Annotated in this window: 15 protein-coding genes and 1 pseudogene; 11 read left to right on the forward strand and 5 right to left on the reverse strand. The window is 64.9% G+C overall.

The genetic code is table 11. The features are described 5' to 3' along the window. Window positions 1–2 precede the first annotated feature (2 nt). Window positions 3–356 (reverse strand): DUF1236 domain-containing protein, encoded by a 354-nt coding sequence (locus tag FXB40_RS09205; protein ID WP_148771890.1) that lies wholly within the window; start codon window positions 354–356, stop codon window positions 3–5. Window positions 357–409: 53 nt separating this feature from the next. Continuing rightward, window positions 410–463 (reverse strand): annotated as a pseudogene (locus tag FXB40_RS50350) (hypothetical protein); the annotation flags it as partial. Window positions 464–577: 114 nt separating this feature from the next. Here FXB40_RS50350 and FXB40_RS09215 point away from each other — a divergent pair. From FXB40_RS09215 to FXB40_RS09225, 3 genes are all read left to right on the forward strand, one after another. Continuing rightward, entirely contained in the window at window positions 578–733 is a 156-nt protein-coding gene (locus FXB40_RS09215) for a DUF3096 domain-containing protein (protein ID WP_084291949.1), read from the forward strand. 95 nt (window positions 734–828) lie between these two features. Next, complete coding sequence (gene ppdK / locus FXB40_RS09220; RefSeq protein WP_187436747.1) at window positions 829–3,777, forward strand: pyruvate, phosphate dikinase; 2,949 nt, start codon at window positions 829–831, stop codon at window positions 3,775–3,777. A 441-nt stretch (window positions 3,778–4,218) separates the two neighbouring features. After that, a complete protein-coding gene (locus tag FXB40_RS09225) occupies window positions 4,219–5,703 on the forward strand; it encodes a cell wall hydrolase (RefSeq protein WP_187436748.1) in 1,485 nt (494 codons plus the stop codon). A gap of 182 nt (window positions 5,704–5,885) precedes the next feature. Here the strand turns inward: FXB40_RS09225 and nadC are convergent, their stop codons facing one another. From nadC to nadA, 3 genes are read right to left on the reverse strand one after another with little or no spacing between them, the layout of a single operon-like run. Continuing rightward, window positions 5,886–6,764 carry a carboxylating nicotinate-nucleotide diphosphorylase gene (gene nadC, locus FXB40_RS09230; RefSeq protein WP_148771893.1) on the reverse strand — a complete coding sequence of 293 codons (879 nt, stop codon included), beginning with the start codon at window positions 6,762–6,764 and terminating at the stop codon, window positions 5,886–5,888. 11 nt (window positions 6,765–6,775) lie between these two features. After that, window positions 6,776–8,383, reverse strand: coding sequence for an L-aspartate oxidase (locus FXB40_RS09235; protein ID WP_148771894.1), 1,608 nt, complete (start codon window positions 8,381–8,383; stop codon window positions 6,776–6,778). A gap of 9 nt (window positions 8,384–8,392) precedes the next feature. Beyond that, the gene (gene nadA / locus FXB40_RS09240; RefSeq protein ID WP_148771895.1) at window positions 8,393–9,493 is read right to left on the reverse strand and encodes a quinolinate synthase NadA; all 1,101 of its coding nucleotides are present in this window, start codon (window positions 9,491–9,493) and stop codon (window positions 8,393–8,395) included. Window positions 9,494–9,829: 336 nt separating this feature from the next. On the opposite strand from nadA, the gene FXB40_RS09245 reads away from it, so the two are divergent. The 8 genes from FXB40_RS09245 to FXB40_RS09280 all read left to right on the forward strand — a co-directional run bounded on the left by FXB40_RS09245 (window position 9,830) and on the right by FXB40_RS09280 (window position 21,248). Continuing rightward, window positions 9,830–11,083 carry an MFS transporter gene (locus FXB40_RS09245; protein ID WP_148771896.1) on the forward strand — a complete coding sequence of 418 codons (1,254 nt, stop codon included), beginning with the start codon at window positions 9,830–9,832 and terminating at the stop codon, window positions 11,081–11,083. A 40-nt stretch (window positions 11,084–11,123) separates the two neighbouring features. Beyond that, on the forward strand, window positions 11,124–12,110 hold the full coding sequence (acuI, locus tag FXB40_RS09250; protein WP_148771897.1) for an acrylyl-CoA reductase (NADPH): 987 nt from the start codon (window positions 11,124–11,126) through the stop codon (window positions 12,108–12,110). A gap of 113 nt (window positions 12,111–12,223) precedes the next feature. Further along, a complete protein-coding gene (locus FXB40_RS09255; protein ID WP_148771898.1) occupies window positions 12,224–12,832 on the forward strand; it encodes a hypothetical protein in 609 nt (202 codons plus the stop codon). A gap of 168 nt (window positions 12,833–13,000) precedes the next feature. Then, window positions 13,001–13,255: a DUF6894 family protein gene (locus tag FXB40_RS09260; protein ID WP_148771899.1), complete on the forward strand. Its 255-nt coding sequence runs from the start codon at window positions 13,001–13,003 to the stop codon at window positions 13,253–13,255. 221 nt (window positions 13,256–13,476) lie between these two features. Beyond that, window positions 13,477–15,219, forward strand: coding sequence for a methyl-accepting chemotaxis protein (locus tag FXB40_RS09265; protein WP_148771900.1), 1,743 nt, complete (start codon window positions 13,477–13,479; stop codon window positions 15,217–15,219). A gap of 179 nt (window positions 15,220–15,398) precedes the next feature. Beyond that, window positions 15,399–17,105: a methyl-accepting chemotaxis protein gene (locus tag FXB40_RS09270; protein ID WP_148771901.1), complete on the forward strand. Its 1,707-nt coding sequence runs from the start codon at window positions 15,399–15,401 to the stop codon at window positions 17,103–17,105. A 200-nt stretch (window positions 17,106–17,305) separates the two neighbouring features. After that, window positions 17,306–19,276, forward strand: a complete 1,971-nt coding sequence (locus FXB40_RS09275) for a methyl-accepting chemotaxis protein (RefSeq protein ID WP_148771902.1) — start codon at window positions 17,306–17,308, stop codon at window positions 19,274–19,276. Window positions 19,277–19,559: 283 nt separating this feature from the next. Further along, the gene (locus FXB40_RS09280) at window positions 19,560–21,248 is read left to right on the forward strand and encodes a methyl-accepting chemotaxis protein (RefSeq protein ID WP_187436749.1); all 1,689 of its coding nucleotides are present in this window, start codon (window positions 19,560–19,562) and stop codon (window positions 21,246–21,248) included. Window positions 21,249–21,250 lie beyond the last annotated feature (2 nt).

A 21,250-nucleotide genomic window follows, 5' to 3' on the forward strand; every position in this document is an offset into this window, starting at 1 on the left:
CGCTAATCCATCACCTCGACGATGCGGCGCGTGCGCGGCTCGACCAGCACGGTCTCGCCGTTCACGACGGTGTAGCGATAAGTCGTCGCGCCGAAACGTTGCGGCACGTCATAATAGGTGACGCCGGTCTCGGGTAAGGTGGCGCCGACCACCACACGATCGGGAATGCTGAAGGCGGGCACACGTTGTTCGACGACATAGTCACGGAAAGCCGGCCGCTGTTCCACCGCGATGGCCGGGCCGCTGTCGACCACGACGGGCGCGCGTCCCACCGTGATCCCGGTTTGCGCCTGCGCCGCGATCGGCGAGCCGAGCGCGACGCCAAGCGCTGCGAGGGCGAGAATCCTGTTCCGCATGAGCAACTCCTTCGAATTGATTTCAGCCGGCGCCAGTGGCGCGACCGGTTGCCAATGCTGCGGCGCGCGTGATGTTCCGGAAAAGGCCTGCCGCATACGGGGCAATTTCGGGCAGTTTTCGCGAAGCGGGGAACCCGATGCGGCCTCGCGCGTCTCTACCCGCGGAACCCGGTCCGCTATGATCCGCCCGCGATTCGCCTCACGACACAGGAAGACTCTTCATGCATCTCACCATCGCCCACATCTCGCCGATCCTGTCGCTGATTGCGGGTGTGCTCATTTTGATCATGCCGCGCCTCCTCAACCTGATCGTTGCGATCTTTCTCATCATCAATGGTGCGATCGGACTTGGATTGTTGAAGTGGCTCCATCTCTAGGCCTCATTTTCCGGAACTCTTCGACTTGCGCGGGCCTGCCCAAAGTGGTGTAAGGCGCGCGATTTCCCATTCCTCTCGCAGGTTGTGTGCAAGCTATGGCCAAAGCCGCCTCGAAGCCTAATAAAACTGCAGCGAAATCAAAGTCTTCCGCCAAGGCGAAGGCCGCGCCGGCGGCCCGAAAGGCGCTCGCCAAGAGCGCCGTGAAGAGCGCCCCGAAGCCGGTCGCCAAGGCGGCTGTGAAGGCCGCTGCCAAGCCGGCGGCGAAACCCGCTGCAAAGGCTGTGACCAAGCCGGCTGCGCCGAAGGTTGCCGCCAAGGTTGCTGCGAAGACTGCGCCCGCCAAGGCGGCCTCGGCCGCAATCAAGGCCGGCAAGTGGGTTTACACGTTCGGCGACGGCAAGGCCGAGGGCCGCTCGGAGATGCGCGACCTGCTCGGCGGCAAGGGCGCCAACCTCGCCGAGATGGCCAATCTCGGTCTGCCGGTGCCTCCGGGCTTCACCATTCCGGCCTCGGTCTGCACCTATTTCTACGCCCACGACAAATCCTATCCGAAGGAATTGCAGTCGCAGGTTGAGAAGGCGCTGGACCATGTCGGCAAGCTGACCGGCAAGGTGTTCGGCGACACCAAAAACCCGCTGCTCGTCTCCGTGCGCTCCGGCGCGCGCGCCTCGATGCCGGGCATGATGGACACCGTGCTCAATCTCGGCCTCAACGACGAGACCGTGGAAGCGCTGTCGGAGCTGTCGGGCGATCGTCGTTTTGCCTATGACAGCTATCGCCGCTTCATCACCATGTATTCCGACGTGGTGCTCGGCTTCGAACATCATCACTTCGAGGAGATCCTCGACACCTTCAAGGATAGCCAGGGCTACACGCTCGACACCGACCTCACCGCCGAGGATTGGGTCGATCTGGTCGGCAAGTACAAGGACGCGGTCGCGCGCGAGACCGGGAAGGATTTCCCGCAGGATCCGCATGACCAGCTCTGGGGCGCGGTCGGCGCGGTGTTTTCATCCTGGATGAATGCGCGCGCGGTCACCTACCGCAGGCTGCACGATATCCCTGAGTCCTGGGGCACCGCGGTCAACGTGCAGGCCATGGTGTTCGGCAACATGGGCGAGACCTCGGCGACCGGCGTTGCGTTCACCCGCAACCCCTCGACCGGCGAGAGCAAGCTCTATGGCGAGTTCCTGATCAACGCGCAGGGCGAGGACGTGGTGGCGGGCATCCGCACGCCGCAGGACATCACCGAAGAGGCGCGCAAGGAATCGGGCTCCGACAAGGCGTCGATGGAAGCGGCGATGCCGGAAGCCTTCAAGGAGCTGACGCGGATCTACACGCAGCTCGAGAAGCACTACCGTGACATGCAGGACATGGAGTTCACGGTCGAGCAGGGCAAGCTGTGGATGCTGCAGACCCGCGGCGGCAAGCGCACGGCGAAGGCCGCGCTGCGCATCGCGGTCGAGCTCGCCAATGAGGGCCTGATCACCAAGAAGGAAGCGGTGATGCGGATCGATCCCGCCTCGCTCGACCAGCTCCTGCATCCGACCATCGATCCCAACGCCAAGCGCGACGTGATCGCGACCGGCCTGCCGGCGTCGCCCGGTGCCGCCTCCGGTGAGATCGTGTTTTCCTCGGACGAAGCGGCAAAGCTCCAGGGCGACGGGCGCAAGGTCATTCTGGTCCGCATCGAGACCAGCCCCGAAGACATCCACGGTATGCACGCTGCCGAAGGCATCTTGACCACCCGTGGCGGCATGACCTCGCACGCCGCCGTGGTCGCGCGCGGCATGGGCAAGCCCTGCGTCTCCGGCTGCGGCACCATCCGTGTCGATTACGGCCGTGGCACCATGAGCATCGGTTCGCGCACCTACAAGGCCGGTGACGTCATCACCATCGACGGCTCGCTCGGCCAGGTTCTGGCCGGCCGCATGCCGATGATCGAGCCGGAGCTTTCCGGCGAGTTCGGCACGCTGATGAAATGGGCCGACCAGGTCCGCAAGATCGGCGTCCGCGTCAACGGCGATACGCCGGAGGACGCCCGCACCGCGATCAAGTTCGGCGCTGAAGGCATCGGCCTCTGCCGCACCGAGCACATGTTCTTCGAGGAGACGCGCATCCGTACGGTGCGCGAGATGATTCTCTCCGAGGACGAGCAGTCGCGCCGCGCTGCGCTCGCAAAACTGTTGCCGATGCAGCGCGCCGACTTCGTCGAGCTGTTCGAGATCATGAAGGGGCTGCCCGTCACGATCCGTCTGCTCGACCCGCCGCTGCACGAGTTCCTGCCGCACACCCATGCCGAGGTCGAGGAAGTGGCGCGCGCCATGAACACCGACCCGCGGCGTCTGGCCGACCGTGCACGCGAGCTGTCGGAGTTCAATCCGATGCTCGGCTTCCGCGGCTGCCGCATCGCGATCGCCTATCCTGAAATCGCCGAGATGCAGGCACGCGCGATCTTCGAGGCTGCAGTCGAAGCCGAGAAGCGTACCGGCAAGGCCGTCGGCCTTGAGGTGATGGTGCCGCTGATCGCGACCAAGATGGAGCTCGATCTGGTCAAGGCACGCATCGACGCCACCGCGAAAGCGGTGATGCGCGACACGAATACAAAACTCACCTATCAGGTCGGCACCATGATCGAGCTGCCGCGCGCCTGCCTGCTTGCGGGTGAGATCGCGGAGAGCGCCGATTTCTTCTCGTTCGGCACCAACGATTTGACGCAGACCACCTACGGCATCAGCCGCGACGACGCGGCGAGCTTCCTCGGGACCTATGTGTCCAAGGGCATCCTCCCGATCGATCCCTTCGTTGCGCTCGACCAGGAAGGTGTCGGCGAGCTCGTCAAGATCGGCGTCGCACGCGGCCGCAAGACGCGTCCGAAGCTCAAGGTCGGCATCTGCGGCGAGCACGGCGGCGATCCCGCTTCCGTCGCGTTCTGCCACAATATCGGTCTCGACTATGTGTCGTGCTCGCCCTACCGCGTGCCGATCGCCCGTCTCGCCGCTGCGCAGGCTGCGCTCGGCAAGGTGGTTGCGAGCCAGGCGTAAGCGACGAGTTGAAGTGTTAAGTGCGAAGAGGCGGGGCCAAAACCCCGCCTCTTCATTTTGTGCGCCGCTCTTTCCACGCCGTCATTGCGAGCGCAGCGAAGCAATCCAGAATCCCTCCGCGGAGAGACTCTGGATTGCTTCGCTGCGCTCGCAATGACGAGTGTTGCAACAGCGGGAACTCATCGCGCGTCCCGTAATGATACGCACGCGCAAGAGTTCCTTCACCATTCGCGTTGACCAGATGTTTACCGCTTCACATCAGCCCGCATTTACCACGCGCGCAAACGCCCCGTGAAAACACCTGACATCGCTTGAGTGTGCTTCGCGCGCAACGCCGATTAACGCCCCGGCAACCTAAATTAGATACTCACGATAAAGATCGAATTGCACGGAAGTACTGCGGCTCGATCTCTCTAGTGTAAGCGTAGCGTGAGCGTATCGATGTCAGTGTTGCGTAACCATCCGAAGGGTGCGCGGTTCGCATCCTTCGGAATCGGTCTCTGCATCTTCGCATTGATGCCGAGAGAGACCGGCTATCAGGACATAGGCTCGTTGCTGGCGCGTCAGCCCGGCGTCGCCGAACGTTGGCAGAAGCAGGTATTCTCCGCAGCCTCGTCCATTCAGCTCGCCACCTACAGCTTTTCGCGTCCGATCGGAACGTCGATTCCACAGAGTGCAATGGTTCGCCTCGAGAGCCTCGATGGCCGCGACGTCACCGGCGCCGTCACGCGCAATCCGGTGTTCCAGGCGCCGACGCGTTACCAGGCCTCCGATTTCCCCAAGGTTGATCGCGCTTTGAAGGGTGACCGTCTCGCCACCGTGACGCCAGCGCAGGCGCCCGAGGTGGCAGCGCCGCCTGCAGCTCCCGCACAGGAAAGTCCCGCGACCTCGAATAGCTCGGTGTTCGGCGCCAAGACGGTCGAGTTGCCGGTCGCGCAACCACAAGCGATGTCGCCGGAGTCCGCGGCAGCGCTCGATCCCGAGCTCCAGGAGGCGATGCGCGCGCCGCCACTGCCGCAATATGCCAATCCGCCGAAGGCCGGCGACAATGCGCTCTCCTTTGCGGCCCAGCCGCTCGCCGCGCTGAAGCAGGCGACGATCGCCGCGCTGAAGCAGGCGACGATCGCCGCGCCGCCGCGCGATCCCTTCAGCGTCAAGACCTCGAACCTGTTTTTCGGCAGCTCCTCGCTCGGCGGCAATGTCGAAAGCATCGAGAGCTGGCAGCCCGGCGCGGAGCCGCTGATCGTGATGCCCGACCCCGACATGAAGCTGGCCTCGCTGTCGCCACCGTCGGACGACGTCGTGAAGGACAGCGAGAGCGGCGAGAGCGTCGCGCCGAAGGGCGAGGTCAATTCCGACAACCAGCGCGCCAAATCGCCGGCCGAGCGGCTGGCGCTCGACGACAAGTCACGCGCGAAGTCTGAGAAGTGCCTCGCTGAGGCCGTCTATTTCGAATCCCGCGGCGAGGCCGTGCGCGGCCAGATCGCGGTCGCGCAAGTCGTGATGAACCGCGTGTTCTCCGGCAAATATCCGGACACCGTGTGCGGCGTGGTCTATCAGAACAAGTACCGCCATTTCGCCTGCCAGTTCACCTTTGCCTGCGACAACAATCCCGACGTGATCCGCGAGCCGGAGATGTGGGAGCGCGCCAAGAGGATTTCGAAGGCGATGCTCGACGGTCAGATCTGGCTGCCCGAAGTCGGCAAGTCGACGCACTACCACGCCTATTGGGTGCGTCCGTCCTGGGTCGCCGAGATGAAGAAGATGTACAAATTCGGCGTGCACACCTTCTACCGGCCGCGCAACTGGGGCGACGGCAGCGAGGAGCCGAGCTGGGGCACGCCGGCGCAGACCGCCGCGCTCTCGGCGGAGCTCGCCCAGGAAGCCAAGAGCTCCGCCGAGATGGGCGTGGTCGAACGGCGATAGTCTTTCTTAACCTCGCCCCGCTTGCGGGGAGAGGTCGGATTGCATCGAAGATGCAATCCGGGTGAGGGGGTACAGGTCTCGCGACAGTCGCCTATGTGGAGAGAGGCCCCTCACCCCGACCCTTTCAGCGCGAGCGAAGCTCGTCGCGGCCCCGTAAGAACGGGGAGAGGGAGTAGACCGCATCACATCTCAATATCCAGCGCGCAGTCGAAATTCGGCGCCGAATGCGTCAGCGCGCCGGATGAGGCGTAGTCGACGCCGGTCGCTGCGATCGCCGCGATCGAGTCCAATGTGACGCCACCCGACGCCTCCAGCGCGACCCGGCCCTCGCTCATCCGCACCGCTTCGCGCAGCGTCGCGATGTCCATGTTGTCGAGCAGCACCGCCTCGGCAAGTCCGGTGTTGAGGACGTCGCGGAGCTGCGCCAGCGTATCGACCTCGATCTCGATCTTGACGAGATGGCCGGCGTAGCTGCGGGCACGCTCCAGCACGGGGCGGATGCCGCCGGCGACCGCGATGTGATTGTCCTTGATCAGGATCGCATCGTCGAGGCCGAAACGATGGTTAAAGCCGCCGCCGCAACGCACCGCGTATTTCTCCAGCGCCCGCAATCCCGGCGTGGTCTTTCGCGTGCAGCAGATACGCATTTTCGTGCCCTCCGTGCGCGCGACGTAGTCGGCCGTGAGCGTGGCGACGCCGGAGAGGCGGCCGACGAAATTCAGTGCGGTCCGCTCCGCTGTAAGAATGGCGCGGGCCGGGCCGGAGATCGTCAGGACCTGCTGCCCGCGGGCAACGCGCGCGGCGTCGCGGACATGCGCGCGCACCTCGATGTCGGGCGATAGCTTTTGCAGCGTCGCCAGCGCGAGCGGCAGACCGGCGATGACGCCGGATTGCCGCGCGACGAGGATGGCCTGCGCCTTGGTCGCTTCCGGGATCGTCGCGAGCGAGGTGACGTCGCCGGCGCGGCCAAGGTCCTCGTCGAGCGCGCGATGCACAGCCTCGTCGACGGCGAGCGGAGAGAGAAAGGCGTCGGGATAGAGCAGGGAGGTCGGGGTGATCATGAAAAACTCCGTCAGGCGATCATGGATTGCGCGATGCGCGGCGTTGAAAGCTCGGTGAGACTGTCGGCAACCTCGCGCGCCCCAGCGAGCGTGGTCATCGTTCTCTGCGCCAGCGCGGGCACCTCCGCAGGATGGTCGGAGCGGAAATGCGCGCCGCGGCTTTCGCGTCGGCTCCAGGCTGAGGCGGACACGAGGAGGGCCGCTGTCGCCATGTTGCGGACAGCGATGCTCGTGGCCGTGTGCTCGAGCGCAGCAACACTGCGTACGGCGTCTGCAAGTCCGTCGCGCTCGCGGATGACGCCGACATGCGTGCTCATCATCGTGCGCAACTGCTTCACGCTCGCTGCATCGGGCGCTCCACCGCCCGGCGTCACCAGCCGATCGGGAAGGCGGGCGGGTGCAGGGATTGCGTGGCCGGCGATGTCGTCGGCGATGCGTGCGGCATAGACCACGGCCTCGAGCAGCGAGTTGGAGGCAAGCCGATTGGCGCCATGCGCACCGGTGGACGACACTTCTCCCCCGGCCCACAGCCCGTCGATCGAGCTGCGGCCGCGTGCGTCCACCGCGATGCCACCCATGTGATAATGCACGGCCGGTGCGATCGGGATGGCTTGCGTCGCCGGATCGATGCCGGCGGCGATGCAGCTTGCATGCACGGTCGGGAATTTGTCGGCGAAGCGCGCGCCCAGTGCTTCTCGCGCATCGAGGAAGGCGCCGCGACCGCCTGCGATCTCGGCGAACACGCCGCGGGCCACGATGTCGCGCGGCGCGAGCTCGGCGAGCGGATGGAGTGCCGCCATGAAGCGTTCGCCCTGGCCGTTGATCAGCGTTGCGCCTTCGCCGCGCAGTGCTTCCGTCGCAAGCGGCGCGGGATCGCGGCCGACCATGATCGCGGTCGGGTGGAACTGCACGAATTCAGGATCGGCGATCACAGCGCCGGCGCGCGCGGCAATCGCAAGGCCCGACCCATTGGCCTCGGCCGGATTGGTGGTAACGGCATAGAGATGGCCGATGCCGCCGGTCGCCAGTACCACCGCGCGCGAAGCGATCATCACGGGCTTCGCTGCGAAATTGCCGGCCTCGCGCAACTGAATGCCGGTGACGGCGCCGTCCTCGGTGAGCAGCGCTTCGGCGACAAAGCCCTCGATCAGGCGGATTGACGGCGTGCGGCGCACGGCCTCGCTCAGCGCCGCAATGATCGCAGCACCCGCGCCGTCACCGCGGACATGCACGATGCGCCGTGCCGAATGCGCAGCTTCCCGTCCCACGGCAAGCCGGCCTTCGAGATCGCGATCGAACGGCACGCCGTAGGCCAGCAAATCGTGAATTCGCGGCGCGGCCTCGCGCGCAATGCCAAGCGCGACCGCCTCATCGACGATGCCGCCGCCGACCGCGATGGTATCCGCCGCATGCGCTTCGGGGCTGTCGCCTTCGGCAACGGCGGTCGCGATGCCGCCTTGCGCCCACGCCGATGACGCCCCCTGTCCGAGCGGCGCCGCCGAGATCAGCGTCACCGGCCGCGGCGCGAGCTTGAGTGCGCAGAACAGTCCGGCAAGCCCGCCGCCGACGATGACGACGTCGTCGGTGGTGCGGGTGAGGTTGTGGATGTTGCTTGTCATGTCACGCTCTCAATTCTTCAAGTTGATCATCCGCTCGACCGAGCGCCGTGCGCGCTCCGCGAGCGCCGGATCGATCGTGACTTCCTCGCCGAGCGTCAGCAGGCTCTCCAGGATGTTGGACAGCGTGATGCGCTTCATGTGCGGGCAGAGATTGCAGGGGCGCAGCATCTCCACATCCGGTAGCTCGGCGCGGACATTGTCGGCCATCGAGCACTCCGTGATCATCACCAGCCGCTTCGGGCGCCGCTCGCGCACCCAGTTGATCATGTGCGCGGTCGAGCCTGTAAAATCGGCTTCTGCCAGCACGTCCGGCGGGCATTCGGGATGTGCGATGATCTGCACGGAGGGATCGGCTTCGCGGAAGGCGCGCAGTTCGTCGCCCGTGAAGCGCTCGTGCACTTCGCAGGCGCCTTTCCAGGCGATGATTTTGACGTCGGTCTTCGAAGCGACATAGGTCGCGAGATAACGGTCGGGCAGGAAGATCACAGTGGGCGCATTGAGGCTCTCCACCACTTGCACGGCGTTCGACGAGGTGCAGCAGATGTCGACCTCGGCTTTCACCTCGGCTGACGTGTTGACGTAGGCAACGACAGGCACGCCGGGAAATTTTTCGCGGAGCAGCCGCACGTCGGCGCCGGTGATGCTGGCGGCCAGCGAGCAGCCCGCGCGGGAATCCGGAATCAGCACCGTCTTGTCCGGATTGAGCAGCTTTGACGTCTCCGCCATGAAGTGCACGCCGCATTGGACGATGACATCGGCCTTCACCTTGGTGGCCTCGACGGCGAGCTGAAGCGAATCGCCGCCGATGTCGGCGACGCCATGAAAGATCTCCGGCGCCTGGTAGTTGTGGGCGAGGATCACCGCGTTGCGTGCGCGCTTCAGTTCATTGATCGCGTGAATCGTCGGCGCCATCAGCGGCCATTCGATCGGCGGGATCACATGCTTGAGACGCTCATAGAGCGGCGCGGTGGCCCGCTCGACCTCCGGCGTCCATTCCAGCGAGGGCATCGGCAATGCGGGGCCGGTTCGCGCCGGCGCGACGTGGGTGATGGTCTGGCCCTGAGGCCGATTGGCAAAATCGTCGGGGCCGTAAATTCCAGTGATCGGCATCGAAGCCTCCCATTCGGGTTATATATGCTCAATATGAGTATATAAGGAGCCTGAGAAATCCGGCCGAGAGGGCCGGTGGGTTTCGCCAAAGCTTACATATACTCAATCTGAGTAAATCAAAGATAACACGCTGAACTGGGAGCCGCTAGGTCTCGCCACACACATTCTCGTCAAGTCCAGTCGCGTCGCGCCAGGCAAGGCTGCGATGAAACGCAATGCTCCCGCGGCAGCCCCTCGTGGAACGCAATCATTTTCGACTTGGGATTTTCATGCATTTGCATTAAACGCCTAGCGGCGCCGATTTGCAGATCCGCCAATGGCCGAGGAGGAGGACCCATGTCGACACAAGCAAGCGAGCTCGGTTCGACCTCACGCTCCGCCAACTGGCGCACACCGACCGTCATCATCCTCTGCGGTTGTGCGATCGGCATGCTGGGCTTCGGTCCGCGCTCGGCGCTGGGCTTCTTCGTGCAGCCGATGAGCCACGAATTCGCCTGGGGCCGCGACGTGTTCGGCCTCGCCATCGCCCTTCAGAATTTGTTGTGGGGACTGGGCCAGCCGTTCGCCGGCGCAATTGCCGATCGCTTCGGCCTGTTCCGGGTGATGTGCGTCGGCGCGCTGCTCTACGCCGGCGGCCTTCTGCTGATGCGCTATTCCACGACGCCGATGTCGCTCAACATCGGCGCGGGCGTCATGGTCGGCTTCGGTCTCGCCGGCTGCTCGTTCAACCTGGTGCTGTCGGCGTTCACGAAGCTCCTGCCGGCCGAGAAGCGCGGCCTTGCGCTTGGTGCGGGCACCGCGGCGGGATCGCTGGGCCAGTTCCTGTTCGCGCCGATCGGCGTCGCGCTGATCGACAATTTCGGCTGGCAGCAGGCGCTCACCGTGTTCGGCTTCCTGATGCTGCTGATCATCCCGCTGGCGCTGGCGATCTCGACGCCGCCGGTTGCGGGCAGCGCCAGCACGGCGCCTGCGGATGAGCAGACCATCACCAAGGCGCTCGCAGAGGCCTTCGGCCATCGCTCCTATGTGCTGCTGGTGCTCGGCTTCTTCACTTGCGGCTTCCAGCTCGCCTTCATCACCGTGCATCTGCCGGCGTTCCTGGTCGACCGCGGCATCTCGACGCAAACCGGCGGCTGGGTGATCGCGGCGATCGGCCTGTTCAACATCATGGGCTCGTTGAGCGTCGGCTATCTCCAGAATTCGCTGCCGAAGCGCTACATCCTCTCGGTGATCTATTTCACCCGTGCGCTCGCGACGCTCGCCTTCATCTCGTTCCCGATCACGCCGTTCTCGGCGATCGCGTTCGGTGCGGTCTCCGGCCTGACCTGGCTGTCGACGGTGCCGCCGACTTCGGCGCTGGTGGCGCTGATGTTCGGCACGCGCTGGCTGGCGACGCTGTATGGCTTCGCTTTCGTCAGCCATCAGGTCGGCGGCTTCCTCGGCGTCTGGTTAGGGGGCATCGTGTTCGAGAACTTCGGTTCCTATACGCCGATCTGGTGGCTCTCGATCCTGTTCGGCGTGCTCTCGGCGCTGATCAATCTTCCGATCGTGGAGAAGCCCGTCGCACGAGCGGTTGCACAGCCTGCCTGATCGGCTAAACATCCCGGTCAAACAAGTCAGGGAGTTTGCTGTGGCCACGTTCAAGGCGATCCGGATCGACAAGGCCGACAAGGGCACCACTGCCGCGCTCACCCAGTTCGACGAAGCCGAGCTGATGGACGGCGACGTCACCGTGCGCGTGGAATGGTCGACGCTGAACTACAAGGACGGCCTCGCGCTGACAGGCAAGGCGCCGGTGGTGCGCCGTTTCCCGATGATCGCCGGTATCGATTTCGCCGGCACGGTCGAAGCCTCATCGCATCCCGCGTGGAAAGCGGGCGACAAGGTCGTCTGCACCGGCTGGGGCATGGGCGAGACCCATCTCGGCGCCTATGCCGAGAAGGCGCGCGTCAAGGGCGACTGGCTGGTCGCTCTGCCGCAGGGCCTGTCGGCGCGCGATGCCATGGCGATCGGCACCGCAGGCTTCACCGCGATGCTCTCCGTGCTCGCGCTGGAGAAGCACGGTGTCTCGCCGAAGAGTGGCCCTGTTGTGGTCACGGGCGCTGCCGGCGGCGTCGGCTCGGTCGCGACCGCGGTGCTGTCCTGGCTCGGCTACCACGTCATCGCCTCGACCGGCCGCGCCTCGGAGGCCGATTACCTGAAGAGCCTCGGCGCCGCCGAGGTGATCGACCGTAACGAGTTGTCCACGCCGCCAAAGCCGCTGGCCAAGGAGCGTTGGGCGGGCGGCGTCGACAGCGTCGGCTCGACCACGCTCGCGAATCTGCTGTCGATGACCAGGTATGGCGGCGCCATCGCCGCCTGCGGTCTGGCCGCCGGCATGGACCTGCCGTCTTCTGTCGCACCCTTCATTTTGCGCGGGGTGTGCCTTCTCGGCATCGATTCCGTGATGTGCCCGATCGAGCCGCGAAAAGCCGCCTGGCAGCGGCTGGCATCCGATCTGGATCGGACAAAACTATCTGAAATAACTACGGAAATTGCGCTCGACGAAGTTCCGGAATGGGGCGCGAAAATCCTGGCCGGCCAGGTCCGCGGCCGCATCGTGGTAAAAATTGTCTAACGGCGTTCAGACTTTACCAACCAAGCTGCTTCAATGTCGCCATGGTTAGTATGGTAAGCAGCGGGTAAAGAGATAAGGCATCGCCCGCTGCGGGGGTTAGTTCGGAGTTGAGCATGCTTGCGCGTATTGTGTTGGGGGTTGTCACGGCAGTCGTGACGTTTGCGCCGGCCGTTGCCGGGAGCATGAATGCCGACGAGGCGCGCCGCTTCGTTGCCGGCAAGGTCTTCGCCTTCACCTGTTTCGACGGCACCCGCGGCGCAGGCCGCATCCTCGACGATCTCGGCGCCGCTGGCGCCGTGCAGTTCTCGGGCTCAGGCCCGGTGAAACATCTCCGCCTGCCCGGCAACACGCTCCAGATCCGCGGCCAGAACGTTTGCGCCTCGATCAAGGGCATTCCGTTCGAGCCTTGTTTCAACCTCGAAAAGACTGATGAGCGCAGCTTCCGCGGCTCGGTCTCGGGCATGGGCTTCGCCTATTGCGACTTCCACCACCAGGGCGGCAACCAGATGCTGATGGCGCGCGCCGTTGCGCGGCCGCGCTCGCTGCGCAGCACCGAGCAGACCGGTTCAGTCAACACGTCGAGCACCGAGGTCGCCGCGCGCGTCGAGACTCCGCGGGTCGAGAGCGGCCGGATCGAGCCGGTGAAGACGGAAGTGAAGTCCGAACCCAGATCCGAGCCGAAGAACGAAGGTCCGCTCGAGTTGCGCCGCTCGACCGAGTGACATCTAGCGCAAAACTGCGCGCGCAATTTACCCGCCTTTGACGAATGCATCGCGCGCGAAACCGCGGCGCCGTAGTCATACGGCCCGCGGCTTTTATGCCTTGGTAGCGACTGGCGCCCCAGCCTTGCGTAACGGCCGGGGGGCGGCCCTCAACAAGGGTTCAAAAAGATGTCGCTGTATTTCTTCCGCATCAGCACCGGCCGCTATTCCGGCGCCGCCGATCAACCGTACGAGTTCGAGGATCGCGACGCCGCCTGGAAAGAGATGACCGAGGTCTGCGCCAATCTGCTCGGCAGCATCGTGCGCAATCTGAAGCCGAACGCGAAGTGGAGCATGGAGCTGCTCGACGAGAACAAGGAGCCGGTGTTCCGCATCAGCCTTGTGGGCGAGGCTATGTGTTGCGAACCGCAGGTCGGACGTTAACGATTGCGGGCAGGCGTTAACGAATCTGACACCTGCAAATTCGCGAGCTGACTGTTGGCTGCACGCCACAGCTGCGCAAGTCCGATAGTTTGAGCAGCCTTTCCCGTATTACTACTCGGCTCGCGGCCTCCTTGCTTAACGTTAACGAGGGACCTGCAGGTTAGCCTCCCCGGGATGTTTATGCGCTGCGCCGCAGCCATGCGTCCCCTGGGAATATTGCAATGATGTTCATTCAGAACCTGCGAATTGGCACCAAGCTCGCCATCACCTCGGCGCTGACCATCGGCCTCGTCGCGCTGCAGATCTATCTGCAGATGAGCGGAGACGCCGATGTCCAGAAGCTCAACATTGGAGCAGCGGGGCAGCAGGCGATTGCGCAGAATGCCGCTGAGGCGAAGGCCTCCGTGCGCGGGATGCAGATCGGCATCCGCGACATCCTGACGTCATCCTCGCCGGCCGAGATGCAGAAGGCCGTCACCTATTTCAACGACCGGCAGGCGGCGGCCGAGAAGTTCACGGGCGAAATGGCCAAGCTCTCGCGCTCCCCCGAGAATCGCAAACGCATCGATCGCCTCGCTGTGCTGATCGGCGACTTCTCGAAAGGCGAGCGGCAGATTGAGACGATCCGCAAGCAGGAGCTAGCGCTCGACGCGAAAAAGGACGGTGAAGCGGCAGCACAACTCGCAAAGCTGGTGTCTGAGGTGGACCGGCTCCGCAAGGAGACCCTGGCGCCGATCAACGACGAGATTTCGGCGCTGACCGACCAGATCACGGCATTCGCCAAGCAGAAGGCCGGCGAGACCCGCGCGGAAGCAGAAGGGGAAGCCGCGTCCGTCGCCCGGACGTCTCTGATCACCGGCGTCCTGGTGGCGCTGGTCCTGATCGCTGCCTGCATCTTCTCGGTCTTCAGCATCGCGCGACCGATGCGCGCGTTGACGGTTGCGATGGAAAAGCTGGCTGGCGGCGACCTCTCGGTGGTGCTGCCGGGTCTTGGCCGCAAGGACGAGGTCGGCGAGGTCGCCGGCGCCGTCGAGAAATTCAAGATCGTGTCCGAGCAGAAGGCGCGCCAAGAAGCGGAAGCCAAGATGCGGCGGGATCAGATCGCGGCCGAGCAGCGCAAGCTGGAGATGCGCAAGCTCGCCGACAGTTTCGAGGGCGCCGTCGGCGAGATTGTCGGCACGGTATCGTCGGCTTCGACCGAGCTCGAGGCGTCCGCAACGACACTGACCTCGACCGCCGAACGCACGCAACAGCTCACCACCGTGGTCGCGGCGGCCTCGGAGGAAGCCTCCACCAATGTGCAATCGGTGGCGTCGGCAACCGAGGAACTATCGTCCTCGATCACCGAGATCAGCCGCCAGGTGCAGGAATCCGCGCGCGTGGCGAGCGAGGCCGTCGGCCAGGCCCGCAACACGACCCAGCGCGTCAGCGAATTGTCGAAGGCGGCAACGCGCATTGGCGACGTGGTCGAGCTGATTAACACCATTGCGGGCCAGACCAACCTGCTGGCGCTCAACGCCACGATCGAGGCGGCGCGCGCCGGCGAAGCGGGCCGCGGCTTCGCCGTCGTCGCTTCCGAGGTCAAGGCGCTGGCCGAGCAGACGGCGAAGGCGACCGGCGAGATCGGCCAGCAGATCTCCGGCATCCAGACCGCCACCCAGGAATCGGTCGGCGCGATCAAGGACATCAGCGACACCATCGAGAAGCTGTCCGAAATTTCCTCGACCATCGCTGCCGCCGTCGAGGAGCAGGGCGCCGCGACGCAGGAAATCTCACGCAATGTCGCGCAAGCCGCCCAGGGCACCGAGCAGGTCTCGTCCAATATCGCTGACGTGCAGCGCGGGGCGAGCGAGACCGGCTCTGCGTCCTCGCAGGTGCTGTCTGCGGCGCAGATGTTGTCCACCGACAGCGATCGCCTGAAGCTGGAAGTCGGCAAGTTCCTGGAGACGGTGCGCGCGGCCTGATAAAAACCCTGACGAGAGCTCTGCTTCCTACGCAACTCTCGAAGGGCAATAGCAGCGCGAATAGCGGATGAAACTCCGTGTTTCTACGGCAGTCGTGGTTAAGACAACCGGAATGGTTCTGGACGAAGATCGTGGAAATTCAGCTGCTTGCGTAGCGATTTCCGTGAGGTATTCCACTCATGCATTTTCTCGGTCGCTTCCGTATCCTGAGCAAGATCCTCGGGATCGTCGTCCTGCTGTGTGGGATCGGTGCTTCGATCGCCTGGATCGGTGTCTCTGCCCTCAGCGACCTCAGCGAAAAGGCCGACGTGATGTCGACCTCCGCGCGGCGGTCTCTGCTCGCGGCCCGCGCCAACCAGAACGTCATCGCGCTGAACCGCGCGGAATTCCGTAGCGCGCTCGATCCCCGCGACGACAACCGTCTCGCCGCGCGCGAGGTGATCAACGCCCAGCTCAAGCAATATCAGGAGCGTTTCGACGAGGTCAGCCAGACCCCGGACGAAAAGGCCAAGGCGCTGCTCCCGGGCGTGCGCGACGCCTTCTCGGCCTACAAGAGCCAGATGGATGCAACGCTCGCGACGGTCGAAGCCGAGAAGGCATCGAAGCTGAGCGAGAGCGCCGACAAGCTGCGCGACGTCGCCCTGAAGAGCAGGACGGCGGCAGAGAACCTTCAGGGGAGGGTGCGCGAACTGGCTGATCGCCTCAACGCCCGCGTCGAGGAGAAGAGCAAGGAGGCGCGCGAGCAGTATGAATCGACGTCGCGTTTCCTGGTTATCCTCGCCGGCCTCGGTGTCGTCATCGGCGGCGTATTGGGCTTCATCATCGGCCAGTACGGCATCGCCAGGCCGATCCGCATGATCGTCGGCGTGCTCCAGGAGCTCGCTAGCGGCAAGTATGAGGTTCAGATCGTCGGCCTCGACCGCAAGGACGAGGTCGGCGAGGTCGCCAAGACCGCGGAAGTGTTCCGCGAGAATGGCCTCGCCAAGATCCGTATGGAAGCCGAGCAGAAAGAGGCGGAGACCCGCGCAGCAGCGCAACGGCGTCAGGACATGCTGCAGCTGGCCGACCAGTTCGAGAACGCGGTCGGCGAGGTGATCGAGACCGTGAGCTCGACCTCGACCGAGCTCGAGGCCTCCGCGACGACGCTGACCTCCACCGCCGAGCATGCACAGCAGCTTGCGACCGTGGTGGCGTCGGCCTCCGAGGAAGCGTCCACCAACGTGCAGTCGGTCGCGTCCGCGACTGAGGAACTGTCGTCTTCGATCACCGAGATCAGCCGCCAGGTTCAGGAGTCGGCGCGCGTGGCGAGCGAGGCGGTCGGTCAGGCCCGTACCACGACCGATCGTGTCGGCGAGCTGTCCAAGGCGGCGACGCGCATCGGCGACGTCGTCGAGCTGATCAACACCATCGCTGGCCAGACCAATCTGCTGGCGCTCAATGCCACGATCGAGGCGGCACGCGCCGGCGAGGCTGGCCGCGGCTTTGCCGTGGTCGCATCCGAAGTGAAGGCCCTGGCCGAGCAGACCGCGAAGGCAACCGGCGAAATCGGTCAGCAGATTTCCGGCATCCAGGCCGCCACCCAGGAATCGGTCGGCGCCATCAAGGACATCAGCGACACCATCGAGCGGCTGTCGGAGATCTCTTCGGCGATTGCGGCCGCGGTGGAAGAGCAGGGCGCGGCGACACAGGAGATTTCCCGCAACGTCGCGCAGGCCTCGCAGGGCACCCAGCAGGTGTCGTCCAACATTACCGAGGTGCAGCGCGGGGCAAGCGAGACCGGCTCGGCGTCCTCGCAGGTGCTGTCCGCGGCACAGTCGCTGTCCGGCGACAGCAACCGCCTCAAGCTCGAGGTCGGCAAGTTCCTCGGCACCGTTCGCGCCGCCTGACCGCGGCATCTCTCAACAGACAGAACCTTGCAACCGCTGCGCGCGATAGCGCGGCGTTTGCGCGCGAGCATATTGCGGCGCCGTGACGAATGAGATGCAGGGTTAACCTTCCGGAAAAGCGACGCAGGCATGATCCCCGCAATATTCCGGGCGTTGAGTCGCCCGTCTGTATTGCGTCTTGAGCGTTTTGGAGCACTTTCATGCGCGGTCTTTCCATCCGCCTGACCCACAAGGTCATGGCGATCGGACTCTTCGGCCTCGTCGGACTCGCCGTCTTCGGCGCGATCTATGAGATCGGTAGCCTCTCCCAGGATGCCTCCCGCGAAATTGCCAACCGCGCCCGCGCGATCTCCGACCTCAACAAGCAACTCTCGATCGAGATGCTGGAGGCCCGCCGCAACGAGAAGAATTTTCAGCAGCGCCGCAACGAGAGCTACGCCAAGGCGCATTCCGAGCTGATCGGCCCGATCAACCACGATTTCGACGAGGTCGAACGGCTGATGTTGGCAGGCGGTATCGGCGCTCTGTCCGACAAGACGAAGCAGGCCCAGGAGGGCTTCAGGCGCTATACTGCGGACTTCAATGCGCTGGTCGCTGCCGAAACCAGGCTCGGGCTGAACGAGACGCTCGGCCTGTCCGGCTCGCTCCGCGCCGCCGTGCACGATATCGAGACCAAGCTGAAGGAGGTCGACGATCCCAGGTCGACGAGCTGGATGCTGATGATGCGCCGGCACGAGTTGAACTTCATGCTCCAGCGCGACCAAAAATATGTGGCCGAGGTGAAGAAGGCTGCGGCTGAATTCTCCAACGCGATCGAGGTCGTCGCAGTTCCTACGGCAGTGATGGACGACATCACGGCCAAGCTCCAGAAATACCTCTCCGAGTTCGCGGCCTGGGCCGAGACCGCGCAGCAGAGCGCGGCCCTGGATGCCAGCATGATGAAGACCTTCCGCGAGCTCGAGCCGGGGATGCAGGAGGTGCGGACCACGGTCGAGGGCCTCTACAAGCAGGCCGACGCCGCCGAGGCAGCGACCCGCGACGCCGTCCGGTTCTGGATGATGATCGCGTTCCTCATCACCGTCGCGGTGCTCGCCGTGGTCGGCTTCCTGCTTGGACGCTCGATCTCGAAGGCGTTGTCCGGCATGGTCGACGCGATGACGCGGCTTGCGCGCGGCGAGCTCTCGATTGCCGTTCCCGGGATCGGACGCAAGGACGAGATCGGCGAGATGGCCGGTGCGGTCGAGGTGTTCCGAACCAACATGACGGAGGCCGAACGGCTGCGCGCAGAGCAGGTGGAAGCCGACACGCGACGGCGTGCGCAGCGCAAGGTCGACATGAAGCGGCTCGCCGATGATTTCGAAGGTGCGGTCGGCGAGATCATCGAGACCGTGTCATCGGCGGCAACCGAGCTCGAAGCCTCCTCCAATACGCTGACGCATGCGGCGGAGCGCTCCAACGGGCTTGCCGCCTCGGTGGCATCGGCCTCGGAGGAAGCGTCCGCCAACGTGCAGTCGGTGTCGTCAGCGAGTGAGGAGATGACGTCGTCGATCTCCGAGATCAGCCGTCAGGTGCAGGAATCGGCGCGCGTCGCCGACGTCGCTGTCGAGCAGGCGCAGCGCACCAATGCGCGCGTCGGCGAATTGACCAAGGCCGCGGGGCGCATTGGCGACGTGGTCGATCTCATCAACACCATTGCCGGCCAGACCAATCTGCTGGCGCTCAATGCCACGATCGAGGCGGCGCGCGCCGGCGAGGCGGGCCGGGGGTTTGCCGTGGTGGCGAGCGAGGTGAAGGCGCTGGCCGAGCAGACCGCCAAAGCCACCGGCGAGATCGGCCAGCACATCGGGGCGATCCAGACCGCGACGCAGGACTCCGTCAGCGCGATCAAGGAGATCGGCGACACCATCGCGCGGATGTCGGAAATCTCCTCGACCATTGCTGCGGCTGTCGAAGAGCAAGGCGCCGCCACGCAGGAGATCTCTCGCAACATTCAGCATGCCGCGCAGGGCACCTCGGATGTGTCGGCCAATATCGGCGATGTCCAGCGCGGCGCGGGCGAGACCGGGGCCGCGTCGGCGCAGGTGCATTCGGCGGCGCAGTCGCTCTCGCAGGAGAGCAACCGCCTCAAGAGCGAAGTCGCGCGCTTCCTGGATTCGGTGCGGGCGGCCTGACGGCGCTGATTGCCGCCTACCAATGCTGCATTGCACCGGTGTGCTGGTGTGGCGTGACGGGATATCGGTGCGGACGCAACAAATGGTTGCAGACAGGTTAAGTGTCGGGAATCGGCAAATCAGTAGTTCCCCTAGGTTCTTGTTAACGCCTGTTTGCAACTATGGGCGCAATCTTACCGGATAAGAACCAGCCAGCATTGTTGGAATGACCACCGCCCACCGTCCGCCGTGGCGGTCGCGGCGGGCTGACTTGTGCGTTTAGGTATCATCGGGATTTGTCGTGATGTCGAAGTTGTCGATCGTCTTCAAGCTTCTGACCGTGTTGTCGGTCCTCGTGCTCTCGCTCGCCGGCGTCGGCGTCGTGGCGATCGGCACCATGCAGAACATCAACTCCCACACCGTCGAGATCGCGCAGAGCTGGCTGCCGAGCGTCCGCGCGCTCGGCTCGATCCGTGCCGATGTCAACGAGCTGCGCGTCGCGCTCCGTCTGCACCTGATGCAGGACACCGCCGAGGGCAAGGAGGCGGCCGAAAAGCGCCTCGCCTCGCTGCGCGAACGCATCGAGCAAACCCGCAAAACCTACGAGGCGTTGATCACGTCCGCCGAGGAGCGCTCCATCTACGGACAATGGACGACAGCGTGGGGCGAGTACCTGAACGGTGTGCAGGACGTCATGGCGCTATCGCGCAAGAGCGTCGGCAAGTTCCCGACTGAGGCCAACGAGCTGCTGCAGACCAAGGTCGCGAAGATGGCGCAGGCCTCCGATCCGCTGCTGACGAAGGATATCGAGCTCAACAACCGCGGCGCTGAATCCGAGACCAAGCAGGCGGCCGACAGCTACGCGATGATCTTCCGCATCCTGGTCGGCATCATCATCGCCTCGGTCGCGATGGCGATCGGCGCCGCCTATTATCTCGTCCGCGACGTCTCGCGCGGCATTGCCTCCATCATCAAGCCGATGCAGTCCCTCGGCGAGGGCGACCTCTCGGCCGAGGTGCCGCACCGTGGCGAGAAGACCGAGATCGGCTCGATGGCGGATGCGCTCCAGATCTTCAAGCAGGCGCTGATCGCCAAGAAGGCCGCCGACGAGGCGGCCGCACGCGACGCCGAGGCCAAGATCGAACGCGGCCGCCGCGTCGACGCCATCACCCGCAAGTTCGAAGCCATGATCGGCGAAGTCGTCGGCACCGTCTCGGCGGCCTCGACCGAGCTCGAGGCGTCCGCAACGACCTTGACCAACACCGCGCAGCGCGGTCAGGAGCTCGCGACGGCGGTCGCCGCGGCCTCCGAGGAAGCGTCGACCAACGTGCAGTCGGTCGCCTCGGCTTCCGAAGAGCTGTCGTCCTCCGTCACCGAGATCAGCCGCCGCGTGCAGGATTCGGCGCGCATGGCCGCGGAAGCCGTCGATCAGGCCGTGCGCACCAATGCGCGCGTCAACGAGCTGTCGCAGGCGGCCTCCCGCATCGGCGACGTCGTCGAGCTTATCAACACCATCGCGGGCCAGACCAATCTGCTGGCGCTGAACGCCACCATCGAAGCGGCACGCGCCGGCGAGGCCGGCCGCGGTTTTGCGGTTGTCGCCTCCGAGGTCAAGGCGCTGGCGGAGCAGACCGCGAAGGCGACCGGCGAGATCGGCGCGCAGGTCGCAGGCATCCAGGCGGCGACGCAGGAATCGGTCAGTGCGATCCAGGAGATCGGCGGCACCATCGAACGGCTGTCGGAAGTGTCCTCCGCGATCGCCGCCGCGGTCGAGGAGCAGGGCGCGGCCACGCAGGAAATCTCGCGCAACGTGCAGCAGGCTTCGCTCGGCACGCAGGAGGTCTCGATGAACATCACCGACGTGCAGCGCGGTGCGATCGAGACCGGCTCGGCCTCGACGCAGGTTCTGTCGGCGGCGAAATCGCTGGCGACCGACAGCACCCGCCTCAAGGTCGAAGTCGCGCAGTTCCTGGAATCGGTCCGCGCGGCCTGATC

This window comes from Bradyrhizobium rifense (assembly GCF_008123425.1).
Classification (GTDB): domain Bacteria; phylum Pseudomonadota; class Alphaproteobacteria; order Rhizobiales; family Xanthobacteraceae; genus Bradyrhizobium; species Bradyrhizobium rifense.